This is a genomic window from Streptomyces sp. NPDC058371 (genome assembly GCF_042723265.1).
Taxonomy (GTDB): domain Bacteria; phylum Actinomycetota; class Actinomycetes; order Streptomycetales; family Streptomycetaceae; genus Streptomyces.
The window spans coordinates 1118225-1140850 of the sequence record NZ_JBHXJC010000001.1 but is presented as its reverse complement, the minus strand read 5'-3'; the positions used below and the strand labels follow the sequence as shown (position 1 = coordinate 1140850).

Annotated in this window: 21 protein-coding genes and 1 riboswitch; of the genes, 12 read left to right on the top strand and 9 right to left on the bottom strand. The window is 69.8% G+C overall.

All coding sequences use genetic code 11. The features are described from left to right. Positions 1–4: 4 nt before the first annotated feature. The 3 genes from tgmA to ACFWM2_RS04905 all read right to left on the bottom strand — a co-directional run bounded on the left by tgmA (position 5) and on the right by ACFWM2_RS04905 (position 2498). Positions 5–196: a putative ATP-grasp-modified RiPP gene (gene tgmA, locus ACFWM2_RS04915; protein ID WP_383273047.1), complete on the bottom strand. Its 192-nt coding sequence runs from the start codon at positions 194–196 to the stop codon at positions 5–7. Positions 197–558: 362 nt separating this feature from the next. Then, positions 559–1707 (bottom strand): FAD-dependent oxidoreductase, encoded by a 1149-nt coding sequence (locus ACFWM2_RS04910; protein WP_383273045.1) that lies wholly within the window; start codon positions 1705–1707, stop codon positions 559–561. A gap of 50 nt (positions 1708–1757) precedes the next feature. After that, positions 1758–2498 (bottom strand): TetR/AcrR family transcriptional regulator, encoded by a 741-nt coding sequence (locus tag ACFWM2_RS04905; protein WP_383273043.1) that lies wholly within the window; start codon positions 2496–2498, stop codon positions 1758–1760. Positions 2499–2707: 209 nt separating this feature from the next. Between ACFWM2_RS04905 and ACFWM2_RS04900 the strand changes: the two genes are divergently transcribed. Then, positions 2708–3394, top strand: coding sequence for a DUF2238 domain-containing protein (locus ACFWM2_RS04900; RefSeq protein ID WP_383274158.1), 687 nt, complete (start codon positions 2708–2710; stop codon positions 3392–3394). A gap of 181 nt (positions 3395–3575) precedes the next feature. On the opposite strand, the gene ACFWM2_RS04895 is transcribed toward ACFWM2_RS04900, so the two are convergent. Both ACFWM2_RS04895 and ACFWM2_RS04890 read right to left on the bottom strand, forming a co-directional pair. Next, entirely contained in the window at positions 3576–4559 is a 984-nt protein-coding gene (locus ACFWM2_RS04895; RefSeq protein WP_383273041.1) for an aldo/keto reductase, read from the bottom strand. A 254-nt stretch (positions 4560–4813) separates the two neighbouring features. Next, positions 4814–5473: a TMEM175 family protein gene (locus ACFWM2_RS04890; protein ID WP_383273039.1), complete on the bottom strand. Its 660-nt coding sequence runs from the start codon at positions 5471–5473 to the stop codon at positions 4814–4816. Positions 5474–5931: 458 nt separating this feature from the next. Between ACFWM2_RS04890 and ACFWM2_RS04885 the strand changes: the two genes are divergently transcribed. Genes ACFWM2_RS04885 through ACFWM2_RS04875 form a run of 3 tightly spaced genes read left to right on the top strand, consistent with a single transcriptional unit; the run spans position 5932 to position 10918 of the window. Next, the gene (locus ACFWM2_RS04885; RefSeq protein ID WP_383273037.1) at positions 5932–7329 is read left to right on the top strand and encodes a lectin; all 1398 of its coding nucleotides are present in this window, start codon (positions 5932–5934) and stop codon (positions 7327–7329) included. Positions 7330–7376: 47 nt separating this feature from the next. Then, on the top strand, positions 7377–9599 hold the full coding sequence (locus ACFWM2_RS04880) for an RICIN domain-containing protein (RefSeq protein WP_383273035.1): 2223 nt from the start codon (positions 7377–7379) through the stop codon (positions 9597–9599). Between the two features lie 26 nt (positions 9600–9625). Further along, positions 9626–10918, top strand: coding sequence for a ThuA domain-containing protein (locus tag ACFWM2_RS04875; RefSeq protein ID WP_383273033.1), 1293 nt, complete (start codon positions 9626–9628; stop codon positions 10916–10918). A 78-nt stretch (positions 10919–10996) separates the two neighbouring features. Here the strand turns inward: ACFWM2_RS04875 and ACFWM2_RS04870 are convergent, their stop codons facing one another. Then, positions 10997–12142 carry a glycoside hydrolase family 88 protein gene (locus ACFWM2_RS04870; RefSeq protein ID WP_383273031.1) on the bottom strand — a complete coding sequence of 382 codons (1146 nt, stop codon included), beginning with the start codon at positions 12140–12142 and terminating at the stop codon, positions 10997–10999. 274 nt (positions 12143–12416) lie between these two features. Between ACFWM2_RS04870 and ACFWM2_RS04865 the strand changes: the two genes are divergently transcribed. After that, on the top strand, positions 12417–13889 hold the full coding sequence (locus tag ACFWM2_RS04865) for an FG-GAP-like repeat-containing protein (RefSeq protein ID WP_383273029.1): 1473 nt from the start codon (positions 12417–12419) through the stop codon (positions 13887–13889). A gap of 86 nt (positions 13890–13975) precedes the next feature. On the opposite strand, the gene ACFWM2_RS04860 is transcribed toward ACFWM2_RS04865, so the two are convergent. Together ACFWM2_RS04860 and ACFWM2_RS04855 are read right to left on the bottom strand one after the other, a co-directional pair. Next, positions 13976–14809: a DUF1206 domain-containing protein gene (locus tag ACFWM2_RS04860; protein ID WP_383273027.1), complete on the bottom strand. Its 834-nt coding sequence runs from the start codon at positions 14807–14809 to the stop codon at positions 13976–13978. Further along, a complete protein-coding gene (locus ACFWM2_RS04855) occupies positions 14806–15222 on the bottom strand; it encodes a hypothetical protein (protein ID WP_383273025.1) in 417 nt (138 codons plus the stop codon). The genes ACFWM2_RS04860 and ACFWM2_RS04855 overlap by 4 nt, the downstream gene beginning before the upstream one ends. Positions 15223–15394: 172 nt before the next feature. On the opposite strand from ACFWM2_RS04855, the gene ACFWM2_RS04850 reads away from it, so the two are divergent. The 7 genes from ACFWM2_RS04850 to ACFWM2_RS04820 all read left to right on the top strand — a co-directional run bounded on the left by ACFWM2_RS04850 (position 15395) and on the right by ACFWM2_RS04820 (position 22055). Continuing rightward, on the top strand, positions 15395–16318 hold the full coding sequence (locus ACFWM2_RS04850; RefSeq protein ID WP_383273023.1) for a MurR/RpiR family transcriptional regulator: 924 nt from the start codon (positions 15395–15397) through the stop codon (positions 16316–16318). Positions 16319–16742: 424 nt separating this feature from the next. Further along, positions 16743–17126 carry a hypothetical protein gene (locus tag ACFWM2_RS04845; RefSeq protein WP_383273021.1) on the top strand — a complete coding sequence of 128 codons (384 nt, stop codon included), beginning with the start codon at positions 16743–16745 and terminating at the stop codon, positions 17124–17126. Positions 17127–17189: 63 nt separating this feature from the next. After that, positions 17190–17756: an antibiotic biosynthesis monooxygenase gene (locus ACFWM2_RS04840; RefSeq protein ID WP_383273019.1), complete on the top strand. Its 567-nt coding sequence runs from the start codon at positions 17190–17192 to the stop codon at positions 17754–17756. Positions 17757–17798: 42 nt separating this feature from the next. Then, positions 17799–17865: riboswitch (guanidine-III (ykkC-III) riboswitch) on the top strand. A gap of 12 nt (positions 17866–17877) precedes the next feature. Beyond that, positions 17878–18831 (top strand): MBL fold metallo-hydrolase, encoded by a 954-nt coding sequence (locus ACFWM2_RS04835; protein ID WP_383273017.1) that lies wholly within the window; start codon positions 17878–17880, stop codon positions 18829–18831. Between the two features lie 9 nt (positions 18832–18840). Then, a complete protein-coding gene (locus ACFWM2_RS04830; protein WP_383273015.1) occupies positions 18841–19146 on the top strand; it encodes a YkvA family protein in 306 nt (101 codons plus the stop codon). Positions 19147–19227: 81 nt separating this feature from the next. After that, positions 19228–20637, top strand: coding sequence for a CAP domain-containing protein (locus ACFWM2_RS04825; RefSeq protein WP_383273013.1), 1410 nt, complete (start codon positions 19228–19230; stop codon positions 20635–20637). A 170-nt stretch (positions 20638–20807) separates the two neighbouring features. After that, positions 20808–22055, top strand: a complete 1248-nt coding sequence (locus tag ACFWM2_RS04820) for a serine hydrolase domain-containing protein (RefSeq protein ID WP_383273011.1) — start codon at positions 20808–20810, stop codon at positions 22053–22055. Positions 22056–22076: 21 nt separating this feature from the next. Here the strand turns inward: ACFWM2_RS04820 and ACFWM2_RS04815 are convergent, their stop codons facing one another. Beyond that, complete coding sequence (locus tag ACFWM2_RS04815) at positions 22077–22613, bottom strand: adenylate kinase (protein ID WP_383273009.1); 537 nt, start codon at positions 22611–22613, stop codon at positions 22077–22079. Positions 22614–22626 lie beyond the last annotated feature (13 nt).

Genomic DNA, 22626 nt, shown 5'->3' with positions numbered 1-22626 from the left:
GCCGTCAGTCGTCGAAATGCGTCTGGGACCCGGCGGTCGACGTCGTCGTGCCCGCGGCCATGAGGAGCGCGCGGTCACTCACCGCCGGGCGGCCGTCCGGCAGCACGTTCAGTTGCAGTGACACATCGAACTGGTACAGCGGCAGCGCGGCCGGATGCCCTGTGGGCAAGGCGTAGTTGAGCGTGAACGGTCGCACGAAAATCCTCCCGCGGTCTGACGATGCGTCTACGCACACCGGTACGTGCCACCCTCGTAATGAATTCATCACTTTCCGACACATCCGGGTGAAGGCCATCACATCGTCGTCATCGAATACCTACGATGCGGCGCCCTTGGTGACATGAACGCTGCGATCGCTGGGAAGAGTTCCCGTCCGTTTGTGCGGTTCCGTGAGAACGCTGTGAGTCTTCTCTGAGAGTTCTCATGGAACCGAAAGGGACATCTGGCACTCCGGCCCGGCTCCCGAAGGGCCGGTGCAGCACGCGGGGTTGAGGTTCTGGCGGACGCTCGCCCGGGTCCTCCAGGCGGTCCGTGGGGTGAAGGGTGCGGCGCCGCGGGTCAGCCGGCCTCGGTGCGGTAGGCGGACATCTGGTCGACCAGAGACCGCGGTGCGTCCGGACGGAAGCAGAGGACCAGGTTCTCCGCGGACTCGGCCGCCGCGAACTCGCTGCGCGGGAAGAGCCCTTGCTCGTACGCGGCCAGTGCCGCCTCGATGTCCTCGGGGTGAGCGGCGAGAGCGGTCGCGAGTTCGGCACCGTCGAGCATGGCGAGGTTGGCGCCCTCACCGGCGAACGGGGACATCAGATGCGCGGCGTCCCCGAGGAGGGTGACACCGGGGACGCGCTCCCAGCGGTGGCCGACAGGAAGGGCGTGGATCGGCCGCGGGACGAGCGCGCCGTCCGCGTCGGCGATCAGCGACCGCAGCCGCTTGTCCCATCCGTCGAAGTGCTCCAGGAGTCCCTCCTTGGCTCCTTCGGCGTCGGTGAAGTCGATCGCGCCGGAAGTGGCCCAGTCCGTGGGCGTCTTGAGGGCGATGTACACGTGCAGGGAGCCGTCCGGGTCGCGGTGGCCGAGGAGTCCCTTCTCCTCGGAGAGGGCGAACAGCATGCCGCTCCCGACGACGGCGGCGGCCTCCGGGTGACGGGTGTCGGCGTCGAGGAGATGCACCTCCACGAAGGAGAGGCCGGAGTACACCGGGGCCGCGTCCGAGACCAGCGGCCGCACCTTCGACCAGGCACCGTCGGCGCCGACCAGCAGGTCCGCGGTGAACGTGTCCCCGCCGGCGAGCGTGACCTCGTGGCGGCCGCCCTCGAGCGTCCGGGTGCGCGTGACCTTGGCGCCCCAGCGGACGGTGCCCTCGGACAGTGAACCGAGCAGGAGATCCCGCAGCGCCCCCCGGGAGACCTCGGGACGCTCACCGGCTTCGCCGTCGTCCTCCATCCATACGGTGGCGTCCTTGTCGAGGATGCGCATGGCCTCGCCGCCCAGGTGGATGCGGGCGCGGAACTCCTCATGGAGCCCGGCCGCACGCAGCGCGGCCTGTCCGGAGTCCTCGTGCATGTCGAGCATGCCGCCCTGGGGACGGGCGGCCGGTGAGGCGTCGAGGTCGAAAACGGCGGCCTGTACGCCGTTCAGCTGCAGGACGCGGGCGAGCATGAGGCCGCCGAGACCGGCGCCGATCACGGCGATGGGGTGATGTGTGGTCATGGCTGCGCTCCTTGGGGTGGGGGTGGTGCGGTTAGGGGGAAGGGGGGCGGTCAGGGGGGCTCTGTCCAGTCGGCCGAGCCGGTGGCCTCCGCGCCGGTCGCGCCGGGCCTGGGCGTGTGCGGGATTCCGTTGATCAAGACGTGGAAGCCCCAGTTCAGGCGGGCCTCGCCGGGCCCGGAGAGCAGCTCGGTGCCCAGGGCTGCGACGTGCGGGTGCCGCGTAGCGGAGGCGCCGCGCAGCGCGCGTGCGAGGGCGGCCCATTCGCCTTCGGCGTCGGCCGGGTCCTTCTCCCCGGCGGCGTGCTCCGCGGCGGTCGCCGTGGCGAACTGCAGCAGCAGGTCGACCGCCCAGGCGGCCCGGTCAGCGGGGACCCCGCCCTCGCTCAGCAGGGAGAGCAACGCGTCGAGCAGGTCCAGATACCGGTCCCCCGAGGGGCGGGCCACCAGCGCCGAACGGGCGAGGCCCGGGTGCTCGAACAGCACGCGGGTGTACGACGTGAGCACCCGTACCAGGCGGTCACGCCAGTCGCCACTCGCCGTGGCCGGACTCAGGTCGACGGCACCGAGCAGTTCGTCGAGGACCGCCGCGTGCAGTTCGGCCGTGTTGCGTACGTAGACGTAGAGGGAGGCCGGGCCCGTGTCGAGTTCCTGCGCCAGACGGCGCATGGTCACGCGACGGAGACCTTCGGCGCCCATCAGCGCCACGGCCGTCTCGATGATGCCGTCCCTGGTCAGGGCCGGTTTCGACGGACGCTCGCGGCGGCTTGGGCGTGGCGTGGAGTGTGCTGTCACTCCTCCAAGGTAACGAACATGTTCGTTACGAACAAGTACTTTACGAACATGTTCGTGGAATGTCGATTCGCCGGCTGCCGCGGGCGTCAGTCACCCCGGGGTGAGTAGGCGTACTCATGTCACCGGTGCCGTGTCCCGGCCACGATGGGGCGGCCGGATCCAGGAGCCCAAGGAGCCCACCGATGCCCGGACTTCACCCCGCCTCGCCCATGCGCCGCTCCGCCTCCGCGGGCGCCACTCCGGCACCCGTCACGCGCCGAACGCTCCCGCCCGCGCTCGTCGGGGTCGTACTCGCGGGAATGGCCCTTTCGGCCTGGCACCCGCACGACCGGACGACCTGGCTGCTGGAGACGGTGTGGGTCCTGATCGGCCTTCCACTGGCCGTGCTGTACCGGCGGCGCTTCCCGCTCACGAATCTGCTGTGCTGCCTGCTGGCGGCGCATGCGCTGGTGCTGGCGCTCGGCGGGCACTACACGTACGCGCAGGTACCGCTGGGTGACTGGGTGCGGGACGGGCTCGGCCTCGACCGCAACCCCTACGACCGGTTCGGTCACCTCATGCAGGGCTTCGTCCCGGCGGTCCTGGTGCGCGAGGTGCTGATCCGCACCTCACCGCTGCGCGGCAGCCGCTGGCTGGCGCCGCTCACCGTGAGCGCGTGTCTCGCCTTCAGCGCGGTCTTCGAGATGTTCGAGTGGGCGGCCGCGGTGATCGGCGGAAGCGCGGCCGACGACTTCCTAGCCACTCAGGGCGACGCGTGGGACACCCAGTGGGACATGTTCTGCGCCCTGATCGGCGCGACGGTCTCGGTACTGCTGCTCAGCCGCCTGCACGACCGGCACCTCGCGGCGCTCGGGGTGCCGGGGCAGGTGCGGGGCGAGTCGACGGCGGCCCGGTAGCGGACCGCACCGCCCCCGCCGACCAGACCCACCGGCACGCGAGCAGCTTCGCGCGGCGGCCGCACTCACGCTCGCAGCGTCGCCGCCTCACACCCGCGGCATCCGCGCCCGCCGCCCTCGTACCGCCCGCCGCCGCCCGCCCGCACACCGCCCGCGCTTCACTCCCGGCCGTGCGTCTCCCCTACCAGCGACCCTCCACCTGCTCCTTGATCCGTCGGTCGTAGAGGTCCTGGATCGCGTCCAGTGTCTGCTGGGGCAGGGCCGGCAGTTTTCCGGCCGCCGCGTTGGCGCGGGCCTGTTCCGGTGAGCGGGCGCCCGGAATCACCGTGGTCACGCCCGGCTGCTGCACGATCCAGCGCAGCGCGAGCTGGGCCGGCGTGGAACCCTCCGGGGCGAGGGCGGAGAACTCGGCCGCCGCCTCCACGCCCGTGGCGAAGTCGACGCCCGAGAAGGTCTCGCCCTGGTCGAAGGCCTCACCGTGGCGGTTGTACGTCCGGTGGTCGTTCTCGCCGAAGACCGTGTCCTTCGTGTATTTGCCGGACAGCAGGCCGGAGGCGAGTGGGACGCGGGCGATGATGCCGACCCCGGCCTTGGCCGCCGCCGGCAGGACCTCACGGAGCGGCTTCATGCGGAAGGGGTTGAGGATGATCTGGACGCTGGCCACATTCGGGCGGGCGATCGCCGTCAGCGCCTCCTCGCAGGTCTCGACACTCACCCCGTACGCCGCGATCCGCTCCTCCTCGACCAGGGTGTCGAGAGCGTCGAACACCTCGTCGGACGAGTACACGGACGTCGGCGGGCAGTGCAGCTGCACCAGGTCCAGGCGGTCGACGCCGAGGTTGCGCCGGGAACGGTCGTTCCAGGCGCGGAAGTTGTCGAGGACGTAGTTCTCCGGGATCTGGTCGACCCGGCGCCCCATCTTGGTGGCGACCCGCACATGGAGGTCCGGCCTGCCGCCGAGGAACGCGGCGATGGTCTGCTCGCTGCGACCGTCGCCGTACACGTCGGCCGTGTCGAAGAACGTCACTCCCGACTCGGCCGCCGCCTCCAGTACGGCGAGGGCTTCCCGATCATCCACGTCGCCCCAGTCGGCACCCAACTGCCATGTACCGAGACCGATGACCGAAGCCTGCTGACCCGACCTGCCGAATTCGCGCTCGTCCATGCCGTCAGTCTGACACCTCCACCTGTCACCGCCGGACAGCCCGCCCCCCTTCCACGGGGACGCCCGCGGCGGGCCCTGCACGGGACGAATGCGACTGCGGCTCGTACAGATGGGTGATGCGCTTCGATCACGGCGCTGATTCGTGTCACCTCCGCCCGGCGAGCGTATACCGAGGAGCCATTCAAGAAGTGAAGGGAGTCACCACGCAGTCGGGGCAGGGCTCGCCGTTCACCGGCGCTTGGGCGGCAGGGCGTTCAGCTGTCCCGGGCAGCGCTCGGCTCCCCGCCCTCCGGCGCACGCGCATCGCGGAACAGCAGACGTACGGGAATCGCCAGCAGCCACCAGTACTTGGCCGCCGTGGGCGAGGCGAGCGACACCGGAACGGAGGTGGCGAAGACGGCCACGACCAGAAGGGTCCGCACGACCGACTGCCCGAGGTGGCCGGCCGACGCATTCGGTGTCGCGAGGTCGGGAGCGGCCCGAAGTCGGGCGGACATGGCCGCGATCAGGGCGCCGGCGACGGCGATGGTCGCGGCGTAGCACGAGGTGGCCACGGCCGTGTCGCCGTACTCGCTGATGAGCCGGGTCGGGAAGGGCAGCACGGCGACGACGGCGAGCAGCGCAAGATAGAGGTGGAGCAGGCAGCGGTCGAGCGCGGCGATCAGACGGAAGAGCGCGTGCTGGGCCAGCCACAGCGCGCCGATGACGGCGAAGCTCAGCAGATACGCCCCGAATGCGGGCAGCGCGTCCCGCAGGGCGCTCCCGACCTCGGAGTCGGCCAGGCCGTCGGGAACGGAGATGTCCAGCGCGAGCAGCGTGATGGCGATCGCGAACACCGCGTCACCGAAGGTGACAAGTCGCTCCGGATCGACCACGACGTCACGGCGGAGCAGACGCAGGACAGAGTTGGTCATCAGTCAGGCACCAGGGGGTGACGAACGCCGGTCGGCGTCGAAGGGGACGGGCAGTGGCGATACAGGCCTTCTTCTAGCACGCCTTCCTTTGCGCGAGCTGAGAAGCCGCCGCGCACCGCCGACGCGCCGCACCGACGGCGGAGCGCGTCGTCATCCCCGACGCACCGTCCCCTCCGCGATCGAGCGCTGGAGGACGGCCCGGCGCGCCTCGACATAGCGACACCGCTGCCCCCTCCGAGGCGGTCGAGCCTCGGTCGAGGACAAGGCCTCCACACCGCCGACGCGTTCAACTCATCGTCAAGAGATTCCAATTCAACAGTTCTCGTGTCTTCATGTCTTGACGTGTCTGGTGCAGACCTTTAAGTTCACCGATCACCAAGCCTCCACGAATACGCTCGTCGTTCATGGACGTGAACCCCCCACCATCAGCCACTTCTGAAGGGCTGTGATTCCCCTTGATGGCCAGACGATCCCTCGCACGCTCCACCGCGCTGCGCGTCACCCTCTCGACAGCAGCACTGACTCTCTCGGCCAGTGCCATCACCGTGTCTCCGGCCGCCGCGGCCACCGGCACCATCACCGGACTCGGCGGCAAGTGCCTCGACGTGGCCGGCGCGAGCTCCGCGAACGGTACGGCCGTACAGCTCTACGACTGCAACGGCACCGCGGCCCAGCAGTGGACGGTCGGCTCCGACGGGACCATCCGGGCCCTGGGCAAGTGCCTTGACGTCACCGGCAATTCGACCGCCGACGGCGCCAAGCTCCAGTTGTGGGACTGCGGCGGTGGCGCGAACCAGAAGTGGACCGTCAGCACGTCCCGCGACATCGTCAACCCGCAGGCGAACAAGTGTCTGGACGTCACGGGCAACACCTCGGCCAACGGCACCGCGATACAGATCTGGACCTGTAGTGGCGCGGCCAACCAGAAGTGGACCGCGCCCGCCGCCGACGGGGGCACCACCCCGCCCCCCTCCACGTCCGCGCCGATGGCCGTCGCGCCGTACATCTACAACGGCTGGGGCAGCCCGCCCAACCCCGTGACTGTCATGAACGCGACTGGCGTCAAGTGGTTCACGCTGGCCTTCGTCCTCAGCAATGGCTACTGCAACCCGCAGTGGGACGGCGGCCGCGCCCTGACCGGCGGGGTCGACCAGCAGACCGTGAACAACGTGCGGGCCAACGGCGGTGACATCATCCCGTCCTTCGGCGGTTACAGCGGCAACAAACTGGAGAGCTCCTGCTCCAGCGCGGGCGAGCTGGCGGCGGCCTACCAGAAGGTCATCAACGCCTACGGGCTCAAGGCCATCGACATCGACCTCGAGGCCGACGCCTACAGCAACGGCACCGTCCAGCAGCGCACCGTGGACGCCCTCAAGACCGTCAAGGCCAACAACCCGGGCATCAAGGTGTACGTCACCATCGGCACCGGGCAGAGCGGTCCCGACACCAGCCTCATCAACCGGGCCGCGGCGTCCGGACTGACCGTGGACAGCTGGACGATCATGCCGTTCGACTTCGGCGGCGCCGGCCAGAACATGGGCACGCTCACGCAGCGGGCCGCGGAAGGCCTGAAGACGGCGCTCAAGAACGCCTACAAGTACACCGACGACCAGGCGTACCGGGACATGGGCATCTCGTCGATGAACGGCATCACCGATGTCAACGAGACCGTGACCACCGCCGACTTCCAGACCATCCTCAGCTACGCGCAGGCGCACCACCTGGCGCGGCTGACGTTCTGGTCGGCCAACCGGGACCGCCCCTGCTCCGGCGCCTACCCGAACAACGACACCTGCTCGGGTGTGGCCCAGACCAACTGGCAGTTCACCAGCATCTTCGCCAAGTACACCGGCTGACGGACGCACTCCTCCCTTCTCACCCCCCTTCCACACAGGAGAAATCCGTGCTCAGACGGAACAGACTGTCCGGCCGTCACCGGATACCGAGAGCCCTGACCGCGGTCGCGCTCGTGGCGACCACCGTGACCGGCATCGAGTTCGCCTCGGTGGGTTCGGCCAGCGCGAAGCCCGCGGCGGCGGACGCCATACCGACCGGCTACACCACCGTGGTCAACAAGGGCAACGGCAAGTGCGTCGACGCCCGCTCGGCCACGAGCACCGACGGCACCGCCGTCCAGCAGTACACGTGCAACGCCAGCACCGCCCAGAACTGGCAGCTGGTGGCCACCAGTGGTGGCTACTACCGGGTGAACAGCAACCTCGACTCCACCAAGGCCTGGGACGTCACCGGCGTCTCCACCGCCGACAACGCGACCGCGCAGCTGTGGACGTACTCCGGCGGCAACAACCAGCAGTGGCAGCCCGTCGCCGAGGCGGACGGCGCCTATCACTTCATCAACCGCAACAGCGGGAAGTGCCTGGACGTCCCCAGCGGGTCCACCGCGGACAGTGTGCAGCTGGTGCAGTACACCTGCAACGGCAGCGCCGCGCAGTCCTTCCTGCTGGGCGGTGGCACCACCAACCCGCCGGGCACTCCGGACTTCGGTCCCAACGTGACGGTGTTCGACCCGTCGATGTCGTCGTCCAGCATCCAGTCCAAGCTGAACTCGGTCTTCTCCCAGCAGGAGACCAACCAGTTCGGCTCGGCCCGCCAGGCCCTGCTGTTCAAGCCCGGCACCTACAGTGCCAACGCCAACGTCGGCTTCTACACGCAGGTCGCCGGCCTGGGCTTCTCCCCCGACGACGTGACCATCAACGGTTCCGTGCACGCGGAGGCCGACTGGTTCCAGGGCAACGCCACCCAGAACTTCTGGCGCGACGCCGAGAACCTCTCGGTCAATCCCACCAACGGCACCGACCGCTGGGCCGTCTCGCAGGCCGCCCCGTACCGGCGCATGCACGTGCGCGGCAACCTCGCACTCGACGACGGCGGCTGGTCCAGCGGCGGTTTCATCTCCGACACCAAGGTCGACGGACAGATCCAGTCCGGCTCCCAGCAGCAGTTCCTCACCCGGAACTCGCAGATGAGCAGCTGGTCCGGCTCCAACTGGAACATGGTCTTCGTCGGTGACCAGGGCGCGCCCGCCCAGTCCTTCCCGACGTACACCAACGTCGCCAGCTCGCCGACGATCCGCGAGAAGCCGTTCCTGTACGTCAACAGCGCAGGCGCCTACCAGGTGTTCGTGCCCGGGCTGCAGTCCAACGCCGTCGGCACCACGTGGAGCGGGAAGACCCCGGCGGGCAAGTCCCTGCCGATCGACCAGTTCTACATCGTCAAGCCCGGCGCCACCGCGGCCGACATGAACACCGCTCTCGCGGCCGGCAAGAACCTGCTGGTCACCCCGGGTGTCTACCACCTCAACCAGACGATCAACATCACGCGTCCCGACACGGTGGTGCTGGGCATGGGCCTGGCCACCTTCGTGCCGGACGGCGGGATCACGGCCGTCTCCACCGCCGACGTGGACGGCATCCAGATCGCGGGTCTGCTGATCGACGCCGGCACCACCAACTCCCCGACACTGATGCAGATCGGCCCGGCCGGTTCGTCCGCCACGCACGCGGCCAACCCGATCCAGCTGTCCGACGTCTTCATCCGGATCGGCGGAGCGACCGTCGGCAAGGCGACCAACTCGCTGGTGATCAACAGCGCCAACACGATCATCGACCACACCTGGATCTGGCGTGCCGACCACGGCAACGGCGGCACGGTCGGCTGGACCACCAACACGGCGGACACCGGTCTGGTGGTCAACGGCAACAACGTGACCGCGTACGGGCTGTTCGTCGAGCACTACCAGAAGACCCAGGTCATCTGGAACGGCAACGGCGGCAGAACGTACTTCTTCCAGAACGAGATGCCCTACGACCCGCCGAACCAGTCGTCCTGGATGAACGGCAGCGGAAAGGGCTATCCCGCCTACAAGGTCGCCGCCTCCGTCACCTCCCACGAGGCATGGGGTCTGGGCAGCTACTGCTACTTCAGCTCCAATTCGAGCGTGGTCGCCGATCGTGCCTTCGAGGTGCCGAGCGTGTCGGGGGTCAAGTTCCACGACATGGTGACCGTCTCGCTGGGCGGTGTCGGCACCATCAGCCACATCATCAACAACACCGGAGGACCGTCCAACTCCAGTACCAACGTCGCGTACCTGACCAACTTCCCGTAACCCGCACAGAGAGGATCGCTCAGCAGATGAACACCATCAGATCCGGTCCGGCACGTGCGGCCCTGCGGGTCCTCCTGCTGCTGGCCACGCTGCTCGGCCTGGCGGCACCGCCCGCCGCCCAGGCAAGCACCTCGGCAACACCCTTCAAGGTGCTGGGTCTCTACAGCGGAAGCTACGACGCGGCGCACATCGACTTCGAAAAGGAAGCGAACGACTGGTTCCCCAAGCAGGCCGCGGCGAACGGCTTCACGTACACGTCCAGCAACAACTGGGACCTGCTCGCCAACGGTGGCGTCAATGCCTACCAGGTCGTGCTGTTCCTCGACGACTTGCCGCAGACGTCCGCCCAGCGGAGCGGTTTCGAGACGTACATGCGGGGCGGCGGCGCCTGGATGGGCTTCCACGTCGCGGCCTTCACGACCAACGCCTCGGCCTGGCCCTGGTACCACAACACGTTCCTCGGGAGCGGTAACTTCGCCACCAACACCTGGGGTCCGACGACGGCGGTCCTGAAGGTCGAGGACCGTACGCACGCGTCCACCAAGAACCTGCCCGCCACGTTCACCTCGTCGGTCAGCGAGTGGTACAGCTGGTCCAACGACCTGCGCCAGAACCCGAACATCAAGATCCTGGCCTCGGTGGACCCCAGCAGCTTCCCGCTGGGCACGGACCCCAACCAGAGCTGGTACAGCGGGTACTACCCGATCCTGTGGACCAACACGCAGTACAAGATGCTGTACGCGAACTTCGGTCACAACGCGATGAACTACTCGACCAACACGCGTACGTCGTCGAGCTTCGCGAGTGCGACACAGAACCAGTTCCTGCTCGACGGGCTGAAGTGGCTGGGCGGGGGCACCACCACCACACCGCCGGACGGCTCGATCTCCGAGACGTCCTGGTACTCGCTGACGAACGCCGGCAACGGCACCTGTGTGGACGCCCGTTCGGCCGCCACGGCGAACGGCACGGCGATCCAGCAGTACGCCTGCAACGGTACTCAGGCTCAGCAGTTCCAGTTCCGCTCGACCGACAGCGGCTACCGGCAAGCCGCCATCCGCCCCAATCCGGCGCAGGCCATCGACGTGACCGGCGTTTCGACGGCCGACAACGCGCCGCTCCAGCTGTGGAGTTACTCGGGTGGGCAGAACCAGCAGTGGCTGCCGGTGAAGGAGAGCACCGGGCGCTACCACTTCACGGCCCGGCACAGCGGCAAGTGCCTGACCTCGGCGAGTGCCTCGACCAACAGCGTCCAGCTCACCCAGCGCACCTGTGACGGATCCACCGCACAGAGCTTCACGCTCACCGCACAGTCCTGACCGATCAGTCCTGACTGATTCAGCACAAGGGTGCCCCCGCCGCTCACCAGCGGCGGGGGCACCTGTCTGTCGTGCTCGTCAGCCGGCCAGCTTGGCGAGTTCGGTACCCGCGAGCAGGAAGGCACCGACACCGAAGTTCGCGGTGCTGTTGTAGGTGATCGGCTGGCTGGACTCCGGGCGGTCGCCGACGTTCTGGACGTATCCGAGGATGCCGTCCGGGTGTACGGCCGTGGCGACGAGGCCGTTCCAGGCGCGGGCCGCCACCGGGAGGTAGGTGGTCCGTTCGACCAGGCCGGCGCCGATCGCGTACGCCGTGCCGTAGACGAAGAAGGACGTGCCGCTGGTCTCGGGGCCGGGCAGATGCGCGGCGTCGGCGAGGTTGACGTTCCAGAAGCCGTCGGTGCGCTGCACCTTGGCCACGGCCACCACCAGCCGGGTCAGCGCGTCCCGGTACTCGGCGGTGTGCCGTTCGGTCGACGGCAGGGCCTTGAGGGTCTTGGTGTGCCCGCCGGCCACCCATCCGTTGCCGCGCGACCACACGACGGGCTTGCCCGCGGGCGAGAGGATTCCGCCGGGCAGGAACCGCTTGTCCCGGTACCACAGGCCCGTCGAGGCGACGTACAGACCGGGGCCGCCCTCGATGCGCTTGGTGTGGTTGTGGAGCGCGTACAGCTTCTCCCAGTACTGCGGGTCGTTGCGGAGGGTGCCGATACGGGCGAACGGCGCCATGGCCATGTGCAGCGCGTCGTCCCACCACCAGTCGTCGTTCTTGGCCGGCTGGTCCGTGTAGACCATGCGGTGCAGAGAGGTCTCGATCGCGGTGAGCTTGTGCTCGTCGGGCTCGCGTTCGTAGAGGTCGAGGTAGGCCTGTCCGGCGCAGTGGTTGTCGGCGTGGCGCGTGGTGACTCCGCCGCTGAGGCCGTAGGCGTGCTTCTCCGCCCAGCTGCGGGCGTAGCCGAGATAGGAGGTGCTGCCGGTCAGTCCCTGGAGGGCCAGCAGCCCGCTGAAGAAGGTGGCGTTGGCCCACCCGTTGTCGCCGGAGTTCGTGTGGGCGCCTATCCACTGGTCGGCGACCCGCCGCAGGACGGAGATGATCGCCGCCCTCGACGGCAGTTGCGGCGACGGGGCGCGGGGGGCGGCTTGCGCGGTGCCCGTCAGTGGGGGGACAAGGGCGGCGGAGGCGGTCAGGGCGGCCGCACCGGAGAGCAGGCGTCGTCTATGCATATGAACAACTCCTACGAATGGGGACTTCCATCCTCACCGTCCGTACCGGCACATGTCCATGACTCGTCGTCAACTTGTCGTGGGCGCAAAGGAGTTGCCGAAAAGGGCACAGTTCACGTAGCGGAACGCAGGTGCCAGGGGTACGGACCAACGCTCGGCCGTTCGCCCCTGCCGACGCCCGGCGCACCCGCGACCGCTCAGCGGTTTCCGCCGAGAACCCAACCCTTCGGGCGTCTCGTGTGTCTCACCCGGCAAGTACCGGAAAGGGACACGTATGCGCAGACACATCCTCTCCGCCGGGGCCGTCACGGCCCTGGTCGGAGGCATCGCTCTCGCGGGGGCGTCCTCGTTCACGTCGAGCGCCTCGCAGGAGGCCGACCACGCGACGGCGGCCGGGAGCGGAACGAAGGCGAAGGCGGCCGTCCCTGGCAAGCCCGCCGACATCGACGGCGACGGCTACAACGACCTGGGGATCGGGGCGCCCGCCGCCTCGGTCAAGGGCCATGCGAGTGCCGGTTATGTCGCCCTCACCTTCGGCTCCGCGACCGGCGTCAAGGTCGCGCGCCACCAGGGGCTCACCCAGTCCCACGCGGGCGTGCCCGGCACTCCCGAGGCCGGGGACCGGTTCGGGTCCGCGGTCGCCTGGGGGGACCTGGACGGCGACGGTCATGCCGACCTGATCGTCGGGGCGAGCGGTGAGGCCATCGGCGATGTGAAGGGCGCCGGTTCCGTGACGGTCGTCTTCGGTTCCTCGACGGGGCTGTCGGACCGGGCCATCGCCTTCCACTCGCCGACCGTGAAGGCACACCAGGCCTTCGGCGGCCGGATCGCGGTGGGCGACTTCAACCACGACGGGCTGCAGGACGTCGCGGTGGCCGACGGCACGAAGGTCGACGTCGTCCAGGGCGCGAAGAACCTGCGCTCCACGCCGACCCCGAAGATCACCCGCATCACCCCGCCGGGCGGCGGCGCCGGCACCACCGGCGTCTCCAGCGGTGACGTCAACGGCGACGGGTTCGCGGACCTGGTGACCGTGGCCTACAACGACGATCCGGCCGACGAGGGGACGCTCGGCGTACTGCCCGGCTCCAAGAGCGGGCTGAAGAGCACGCCGCTGGGCACGAACGTCGGTCTGCCCTTCGCCGACTACAAGGCCGTGGTGGGCGACGTGAACGGCGACGGCAAGGACGACGTCGTCATTGACACCGTCTTCGAGGACGGGCCCGACGACTATCTGCTGCGCACCTTCCCGGGCACCGCGAGCGGGCTCGACAAGGCCGGCGCGGTGGTGTGGACCGGCGGGCCCCACGAGGGCATCGCCAACAAGCTCGCGGACGTCAACCACGACGGTTACGACGATCTCCTCGTCAGCAACACCACCGCCGCCGACAGCGACGGCTTCTCGAACGCCGGCTCGCTCACCGTCCTGTCCGGCAGCAAGAACTGGCTCGCCGCGTCCGGTGCGCAGACCATCTCGCTCGACACGAAGGGTGTCGTCGGGGTCGCCGAGACGAACGACCAGTTCGGCACGGCGCTCGCGCCCGCCGACTACAACGGCGACGGCAAGGTCGACCTGGCGGTGGGTGTGCGCGGGAAGTGGCGCAACACGGGCGCCGTCAGCATGCTCTACGGCGGTTCGAGCGGGCTGACCGGGACGGGGTCCATCCTGTTCGGTCCGGACTCGTTCGGCTACGCGGCCGTCAACTCGACCTTCGGAGCGTCCCTTTCGGCGTCGCCGGCGTCCTGACGCAGGGCGACGCGACGGGCACGTACGCGTCGCGGCGGAGGCCGGTCCCCATCGGAACCGGCCTCCGCCTCATCGGCCTCCGCCGCTCACACCCTGCGCCAGCGGGCCATCGCGAAGGAGAACAGCCCGAACAGGACCAGACCCATCGCGACGACCACCAGGAGCCAAGGGCCCGCCGGCGTCTGCGCGAACGACCTCAGGGTGTCGTCCAGACCTTTGGCCTTGTCGGGTTCGTAGTCAACCGCGGCCCGTACGGCGAAGGCGCCGGCCGCCGCGAACACCACCCCGCGCGCCGCTCCCCCGCCCACCCCTGAAATGTCGACCGCACGGCGCGTCGCCCGGGTCATCCCACCGAGCTTCATGTGCTTGTGGTACTTGCGCATGACGGCCCGTGCGCCGATCCACACACCCGCCACGATGATGCCGACGCCGCCCAGGCCGACGATCCACTGTCCGCCGGGCACCTCCAGCACCCGGGCCGTCACGTCCCGGGACTGCTTGTCGCTGGAGCTCCCGCCGCCCGAGCCCGCGGCGAAGGAGAGCACGGAGTACGCGACGAACGCGTAGAACACACAGCGCACGGCCGACAGCAGCCGCTTGCGTGCGGCGCCCCCGTCCTGACCGGCCGCACCGAATACGGCCTCGGACAGCCGCCACAGCGCCATGCCGACGAGACCGGCGCCGAGGGCCCACAGCAGCACGGCGCCGAAGGGCTTCGCCGCTATCTCCTCCAGCGCCCCACCGCGGTCCGCCTGGCGGTGCCCCTCGCCGAAGGCGATCTGGATCGCCAGAATGCCGACCAGTACATAGATCACGCCTCGCGCGGTGAGGCCTGCCTTCGCCGCGCCTTCCGTCACTGAGCCCTTCGCCGCCCGGCGGGCCCTCAGCCGGCCACCCCTCATCGCAGCGTCCATGTTCATACGGACCGGATCTCGTGCGCCGACTTGTCTTCCAGCCTGAGCTGGAGCTGGACTTCCTGGTCGCCCGCGTCCTCACCCAGCTCATGCACGGTGAAGGCCTCGCCCAGAACCTCCTGTACACGTTTCACCGCGAGCGGGCTGCCCTGCACATCCGCCGTCACGGGCGCCGAGAGGCCGGCCGGTGGGACGGACTCGTCCGTGGCACCGCCGGGCGCGTCGTCGGCTCCGGACGTGTCGAAGGTGCCGGCCCACATCGTGGGACGGTGCTCCTTGGATTCATGGGGCTCGTCCTCGGCACACCGGTCCGAGGAGAAGCGACTGCACAGTGCCGCGAACAGGCTCCCGGCATCCGCCGCGGAGCAGTCGCTGAGCACCACGTGAACCTGCGATGCGGCCAGCGGACTCGTAGTCATGAAAACCCTCTCCCTCTCGCCCGCGTACAGGCAAGCTGTCGTGCTGCCACGGGTACCCCGCAGGTGGCGGTGAAACGGGGTGCCGCGCACGTCGTCTGTGGGCGTACACCCCCAGGTCAGCAGGGTCCGTGAGCTATGTTGAATCCTTGTGGGACGTGAAGGAGGCGACTCGGTGCCATCGCCGCAGCAGGCACGCGCACAGTCATCCGCGATCACCTCGGGGAAAACGGCCCCTGAGGCGGGCGCGGCTCCGACGTCCCAGCTCAGGGAGCTGTTCGACGGCCCCCGGCTCTCCCCCGGTCAGCGGCGCATCGCCCAGTACCTGATCGAGCACATCACCGAGGCGGCCTTCCTCTCGATCACCGATCTCGCCGAGCGCGTGGGGGTCAGCCAGCCGTCGGTGACGCGTTTCGCCGCGGCGGTCGGCTTCAGCGGTTACCCCGCGCTGCGGGAGAAGCTCCAGGCGATCGCCCTCAGCACCCTGGGCAGCGCGCCCACGACACCGGCGGAGAACCGCAGCAACGAACTGCAGGCCGCGGTGGACGCCGAGATCGAGAACCTGGAGAACCTGCGGCGGGACTTCGCCGACCCCGACCAGGTCATCGCTCTCGGCCGTGCGCTGTCCCGGTCGACGCCGCTGACGGTGCTGGGCCTGCGGATCTCCGTCTCGCTGGCCGAGTACTTCGCGTATGCCGCGCGGCGTATCCACCCGGACGTGCGGCTGGTGACCCGGGGCGGCAGCGTCGCGTACGACGCGCTCCTGCAGTCGCGGGCGGCGGGCGGCACCTGGGTGCTGGCCTTCACCATGCCCCGGCACGCCCAGGAGACGCTGACCGCGGTACGGGTCGCGCGAGGTGCCGGGCTGCGGGTCGCCCTGGTCACCGATCTCGCGCTCGGGCCGCTGGCGGACGAGGCCGACGTCACCTTCGCCACCGGCACCGGCTCGCGCCTGGTCTTCGACTCGTACGCCGCTCCCGCCGTACTGACCGCGGCCCTGCTCCAGGCGATGACCGACGCCGATCCCGAGCGGACGCAGGCCCGCCTGGAGGAGTACGAGCAGATCGCCGATCAGCACCACTTCTTCCTGAAGGACTGAGGCGCCGCCGCAAGCCGTCGAGCCGCCGTCCGGCAGGAAGGATTCCCGGCCCTCGGCGCGCGCCCACACCTCCCCCACCCAGGCCGTACGGCCTTGCTCCCGGGCGGCTGCAACCCCCTCGGCACCCTGTGTGACCAGGGCATCACGGGACGATCCCGTTTATTTCGCGCATGAATTTTTTCATGTCCTTGCGTAACTGGCGGTATATATAAATACTTCTGGCGGATCGCGACCCCTGAGGCCTCGGGGGTGGCGGTCCGTCGTCCGCCCGGGGCCGTCCGCTCCTACCCGCATCGGGTCCCGGGTGTGCGGACGGGACTCGCTCGCGCGAGTGCCGTGGTGGCGGCCCCGGTCAATCCCCTAGGTCGGGGCCGCCCCAGAATCCCCCCACCTCAGCCGCCGACGCACCCCGGAAGCGATGAACATGGCTCTGACTTACTCCCCGACCAGCACCGACTGGCCCTGCCAGGTCAAGAACCCCGGGAGCTACGACTGGGAGAGATCTGCGGCCAGGTGGCTGCGCGAGCTGGTGCCGGCCCGCTACGCCAGCTATCCGGCGCTGATGCGCCACCCCGTACTGCTCGCCCGCCACGCGCAGATACAGGTGCAGCACGAGATGCGGGTCGCCCGCACCGCGCTGCAGACCGCCCGGGCCGAACTGCCCGCACTCGGCATCCCCGAGTCCGTCATCGAGCACACCATCAAGATGTACGCCGCCGAGGTGCTGCAGCTGCATCACATCGCCCGCAGCATCAGAGCGGTCAGCCGGGCGCTCATCGACAACGGCACCACCCGCGCCGCGCACTGACCGCGCGGAACCCGGTCGCGCGTCGGTGCATGACCCGCGTCAGACGTGGCACACGATGTGACCATGAGCGCCACCCACGATCAGCACGGCGATCCGATCACGACCGTCCTCACCTGGCAGGTACGCCCGGGCCACGAGACCGAGTTCGAGGAGTGGACCCGCGGGATCACCCGCTGCGCCCGGCAGTTCCCCGGAAACGAGGGGGTCTCCTGGCTGCAGCCCGAGGAGGGCAACCTCTTCCACGCGGTCCTGCGGTTCGCCGACGCACGCCGGCTCACCGAGTGGCTCGCCTCACCCGAGCGCGCCAAGTGGCACGCGCGGATCGAGGACATCGCCCGCGAGGTCAGCAGCGAACGCCAGTCGACGACGGGGATGGAGACCTGGTTCAGCCTGCCGGGCACGGCGGTGCAGTCGCCGGCGCGCTGGAAGATGGTCCTCACCACGTTCCTGGGCGCCTACCCGTGCACCTTGCTGATCCAGTGGCTGGTGACACCGCGGACGGCCGCCTGGCCCCTGCCGCTGCGCGCCGCCGTCTTCCCCATCCTCCTGCTGCCCCTGCTGACGTACGTGATCATGCCCCGGCTCAGCCGGCTGTTCCGGCTCTGGCTCTACCCGACGCCGGACGCCTGATCGCCGCCGCGGCGGGTACGCGCAAGCGTGGTAATTTCCCCCGCGGCGGCGCGGCCGCGCCCGCCCCGGACGAGATGTGCGCCGTACCCGGTCCGCAAGACGACGCACCTGAGGAGACGTCGTGGACGCGCCAAGGCCGCAGGACATCGGCACCACCGCATCCGGCGGACCCCGCACGCTCGACGTGCGGTGGATCCACGGATCGCCGTCGGCCAAGCACAACACGGACCCCGACATCCAGACCCACGCGTACGACGAACACACCGTCGTTATGCGGCAGAACAAGGCGGTCGACTACGAAGCGCCGTTCATGTACCTGCTGTTCGGTGACGCGCGGGCCGTGCTCGTCGACACCGGTGCCACGGCCTCGGCCGAGCACTTCCCGCTGCGCCGGGTGGTCGACGGGCTGATGGAGAAGTGGCTGGCGGCGCATCCGCGCGGCGGGTACGAACTGCTGGTCCTGCACACCCATCCGCACGGCGACCACATCGCCGGCGACGGCCAGTTCGCCGACCGGCCGGCCACCCGGATCGTGGACGCGACGCTCGACAGCGCCTGGACGTACTTCGGGTTCCACGAGGACCCCGAGGCGGTCGCGCGCGTCGACCTCGGCGGGCGCGTGCTGGAGTGCCTGGCCACCCCGGGCCACCACGAGGCATCGGTGACGTACTACGACCCCTGGACCGGGTTCCTGCTCACCGGTGACACGGTCTACCCGGGCCGTCTGTACGTCGACGACTGGCCGGCCTTCACCCGCACCGTCGACCGGCTGATCGACTTCTGCGGCCGCCGTACGGTCACCCAAGTCCTCGGCTGTCACATCGAGATGACCCGGCGACCCGGCGAGGACTATCCGGTCCGCACCACGTATCAGCCCGACGAACCGCCGCTGCAGATGACCACCTCCCAGCTGCGCGACCTGCGCGCGGCGATCGAGACCGTCGGGGACCGGCCCGGACGGCACGCCTTTCCCGACTTCGTCATCTGCCGTCGCGACACACCGCGCCCGGCGACACCGGAAGACCGCCCGCTCGACGAGGGTGAGCGGGACGACTGCGCACCCGACGACGACTAGGACACAGACATGGACTCCACGACCTGGACGGTGATCCTCGTCGCCGCGATCCTCGCGGCGGCGCTGCTGGGCCTCGCGGTCGTCCTGCTGGTCCGGCTCGTGCGCACCCGCCGTGATCTGCGCCGCGCCGGGCTGCCGTCCGGACCCCGCTGGGTCTTCTGGGGTGCCGTCGTCTACCTCGTACTGCCGACCGATCTGCTGCCCGACCCGGTCTATCTGGACGACATCGGGGTGCTGCTGCTGGCCCTGCGGTCGCTCCGCGCCCCCGTCGCCCCGAGGGAACCGCGGGGTACTGGGAAGGCGTTGTCGGAGTAACGGCCCCGGGGCCGCGGGCAGGACAGCGGGCCGCCCGTGGCGCGGGGGCCGGTTCGGATCCCCTCTCCGACGGGCGGCGCGATGAGCGAGCTGGTTCCCGGGGGCAACGTGCCCCTGCCGGACGGCACCCTGACGCTGCGGGTGCCCGGCCCCTTCGACGTCTCCGCGCTCGTCACCGACGACGGCGGAAGGGTGCGTGGCGACGGCGACTTCGTCTTCTACAACCAGCCCGCTGCGCCCGGCATCCGGCTGCTCGGCGAGGCGCTGACCGTCGATCCGCCAGGTCTGCGGGCGGGGGCGGCCCGGGTCACGGTGGTCATCAGCCCGGCCGGTCCCGGCACCCCGTTCGGCCGGCTGCCCTCGCCCGTCCTGCAGGTCACCGGGCCGGGCGCCCGCGTGCTCGCCCGGTTCGCGCCGCCGCGCCCGCAGCGGGAGACGGTCCTGCTGCTCGCGGAGATCTACCGGCGCGGCCCGGGCTGGAAGCTGCGCGCCCTCGGCCAGGGGTACGCGGACGGACTGGCGGGCGTAGCACGGGACTTCGGCATCGAGGTGACGGAGGAGCCCGCCTCGGCGGCCGGCGGTACCGGCGCGCGGTCGCGGGGCAGGATCACCGCAGCGCCGGCCAGGGGCGGCGCCGGCGGGGCATCGGGAGGCAGGGCCTCAGCACCCGGGGCCGCCGCTCCCTCACCCGGTGGCGGTTCACGTGCCGACGGCCGCTCGGACGGTTTCCTCGACCGGGTGAACTCCGCCCGGGTGAAGGCCGGTTCCCCTCCCGTGTCGTTCGACGCACGTCTCACGGAGGCGGCCCGGGCCCATGCCTCAGCCATGGCCGCAGCGGGGCGTCTCGGCAGCGAGAGCCCGGACGGCGTCTCCGTCCACCAGCGCATCACCGCGAGCGGATACGCGTATCTGACCGTCGGTGAGCAGTTGGTCTCCGGGCCGCGCACCCCGGCCGAGTTCGTCGAGTACTGCCTCTCGGCCGACCGGCCCAGGCTGACCCTGTGCGAACCCCGGTTCACCCACGCGGGGCTGGCCCAGGCCGCCGACCCCCGCACCGGTGACCCGTACTGGACCGCGTTGTGGGCGTGCCCCCTCTCCCCCGCCGGACTGGCGCGCACAGCCGCCGAGGTCATGGCCCTCACCAACGCCGAGCGGACGGCGGCCGGTCTGCCGCCGCTGGCCGACGACGCCGTGCTCACCACCGCGGCCCAGGCGCACAGCACCGACATGGTGACCCGCGGCTTCTACTCCCACACCTCTCCTGACGGCCGCGAGCCCTGGCACCGGGCGGCCGCCGCGGGTTCCCGGCATCGCGCCGTCGGAGAGAACATCGCGTGCGGCCAGCGCTCCCCCGCCGAGGTGGTCCGCGGCTGGATGGACAGCCCCGGACACCGCGCCAACATCCTCAAGCCCGACTTCACCCACCTGGGCATCGGCTTCGCCGGCGGCGGCAGGGCGGCCACGTATTGGACGCAGCTCTTCGGGGGCTGAGCCGCGGATGACGCCCAACATGGGGCCCGGAGCGTCAACTCCACGAAAACACCCCGCTCTCCTGCAACCTGCGGACAGCTACGGCGCGTACACATGGTGCCGTCGGCCGTATCCACGGCGCGGTTCGTGTCGGGCATACGCACCGGCGAAGGACAGGGGAGAAGTAACAGATGGTCTCGAGAACGGTGGGCACAGGGTCGGCGCTCGGCGCGGTTCTGCTCTCCCTCCTGGCGGTTCCCGCACAGGCCGCCGCACCCGCGACGCCGCCTTCCGCCGCGGCAGGCACCGCGGCTGCCGCCGACGCGTTGGCGGCGCCGGACATGGCAGGTCTGGACGAGGTCCTGCGGACCGCGCTGACCCAGGGCGCCCCCGGCGCGATGGCGCGGATCGACGACAACGGCACCGTCCGCACCGCGGCCGAGGGCGTCGCCGACCGGTCCACCGGACGCGCGCTCAGCACCGACGACCGCTTCCGCGTGGGCAGCGTGACCAAGAGCTTCTCCGCCGTGGTGCTGCTGCAACTGGTGGACGAGGGCAAGGTGGACCTGGACACGTCGGTGAACGCCTATCTGCCCGGGCTGCTGCCCGACGACCGGATCACGGTGCGTCATGTGCTGAGCCACCGCAGTGGGCTGTACGACTACACGAACGACATGTTCGCGCAGACCGTCCCGGGCTTCGAAGCGGTGCGCAACAAGGTGTACACGTACCGGCAGTTGGTGGATCTGTCGTTGCGGAAGCCGCTCAACAACGCGCCTGGCGCCGCCTACTCGTACTCCAACACCAACTTCGTGGTCGTGGGCATGCTCATCGAGAAGCTCACCGGCCACGCCGTGAGCACCGAGTACCAGAACCGCATCATCGAGCCGCTGAATCTCACCGACACCTCGTATGTGCACCCCGCCACGGCGCTCGCGGGCCGGCACGCCAACGGCTACCTCACCCCGGACGCGGCCGGGGCGGCCCTGGTGGACTCCACCGAGCAGACCGTCTCCTGGGCGCAGAGCGCGGGCGCCGTCATCTCCAACACCCGGGACCTGGACACCTTCTTCTCGGCGCTGCTGGCCGGCCGGCTCACCTCCGCCGCGCAGCTGACGCAGATGCGGCAGTGGGTGCCGGTCAACAGCACCCAGGGTTACGGACTCGGGCTGCGCCGCCGTGACCTGTCGTGCGGTGTCTCCGTGTACGGACACACGGGCACCGTGCAGGGCTTCTACACGTACGCGTTCACCGCCGAGGACGGCAGTCGCAGCATCACCGCGCTCGCCAACACGTCCAACAACGCCACGGTCCTCAACACGATGGCGGGCACGCTGGAGTCCGCCTTCTGCGGCAAGCCCGCCGCCAAGGCCGCCACCCGGAGTACGGCACCGGTGGAGCAGCACGAGGACATCGCGCCGGGTATCGCCCGCGACTGACTTGCGGGCAACGGCCTCGTGTCAGGAGGCCGCGGTGGAGGTTCGGTTCCGCAACCACCGCTCGGCTTCGGCCGGGCAGTGGAAGCGGATCACCTCCAGCGGTGCGAAACGGGGGTCCTGGGCGCGCCGGTCGATCTCGGCGCGCCGGGCGGCATGCTGGGTCCAGGCCCACCAGGCCGGATGGTCCCGGCGCAACCAGTCGGTCACGGTCTCCCGGTTGCCGCCGAAGACCCGTTCGCGCGACAGCGTCCTGCGCAGTGAGCGCCGCAGGATCCTCGGCATGATCACGCGCCGGGAATAGTCCAGCCACACCACCGTGTCGGCGCGCTCCCACAGCAGATCGCGGACTTCGGGATAACCGAGCGAGTCGAATATCCAGCCCGGCGCATCGGTGATCCGCCCGACCTGAGCGACGAATTCGTCATTCACCGCCCAGCCGGGACCGGTGAAATACAGCGAGTCCATCTCGTGGTACGGCACGGCGAGTTGCCCGGCCAGGCTCCGTGCCAGAGTGGATTTCCCGGCACCGCTGATACCGACCACGAGAATGCGTTTCATCCGGAGAGGATAC

Coding starts and splice junctions, on each gene's coding strand:
- ACFWM2_RS04910 (WP_383273045.1), bottom strand. CDS start 1,707: ATGACCACACATCACCCCATCGCCGTGATCGGCGCCGGTCTCGGCGGC.
- ACFWM2_RS04900 (WP_383274158.1), top strand. CDS start 2,708: ATGCGCCGCTCCGCCTCCGCGGGCGCCACTCCGGCACCCGTCACGCGC.
- ACFWM2_RS04895 (WP_383273041.1), bottom strand. CDS start 4,559: ATGGACGAGCGCGAATTCGGCAGGTCGGGTCAGCAGGCTTCGGTCATC.
- ACFWM2_RS04890 (WP_383273039.1), bottom strand. CDS start 5,473: ATGACCAACTCTGTCCTGCGTCTGCTCCGCCGTGACGTCGTGGTCGAT.
- ACFWM2_RS04885 (WP_383273037.1), top strand. CDS start 5,932: ATGGCCAGACGATCCCTCGCACGCTCCACCGCGCTGCGCGTCACCCTC.
- ACFWM2_RS04875 (WP_383273033.1), top strand. CDS start 9,626: ATGAACACCATCAGATCCGGTCCGGCACGTGCGGCCCTGCGGGTCCTC.
- ACFWM2_RS04870 (WP_383273031.1), bottom strand. CDS start 12,142: ATGCATAGACGACGCCTGCTCTCCGGTGCGGCCGCCCTGACCGCCTCC.
- ACFWM2_RS04865 (WP_383273029.1), top strand. CDS start 12,417: ATGCGCAGACACATCCTCTCCGCCGGGGCCGTCACGGCCCTGGTCGGA.
- ACFWM2_RS04860 (WP_383273027.1), bottom strand. CDS start 14,809: ATGAACATGGACGCTGCGATGAGGGGTGGCCGGCTGAGGGCCCGCCGG.
- ACFWM2_RS04855 (WP_383273025.1), bottom strand. CDS start 15,222: ATGACTACGAGTCCGCTGGCCGCATCGCAGGTTCACGTGGTGCTCAGC.
- ACFWM2_RS04845 (WP_383273021.1), top strand. CDS start 16,743: ATGGCTCTGACTTACTCCCCGACCAGCACCGACTGGCCCTGCCAGGTC.
- ACFWM2_RS04840 (WP_383273019.1), top strand. CDS start 17,190: ATGAGCGCCACCCACGATCAGCACGGCGATCCGATCACGACCGTCCTC.
- ACFWM2_RS04830 (WP_383273015.1), top strand. CDS start 18,841: ATGGACTCCACGACCTGGACGGTGATCCTCGTCGCCGCGATCCTCGCG.
- ACFWM2_RS04825 (WP_383273013.1), top strand. CDS start 19,228: ATGAGCGAGCTGGTTCCCGGGGGCAACGTGCCCCTGCCGGACGGCACC.
- ACFWM2_RS04820 (WP_383273011.1), top strand. CDS start 20,808: ATGGTCTCGAGAACGGTGGGCACAGGGTCGGCGCTCGGCGCGGTTCTG.
- ACFWM2_RS04815 (WP_383273009.1), bottom strand. CDS start 22,613: ATGAAACGCATTCTCGTGGTCGGTATCAGCGGTGCCGGGAAATCCACT.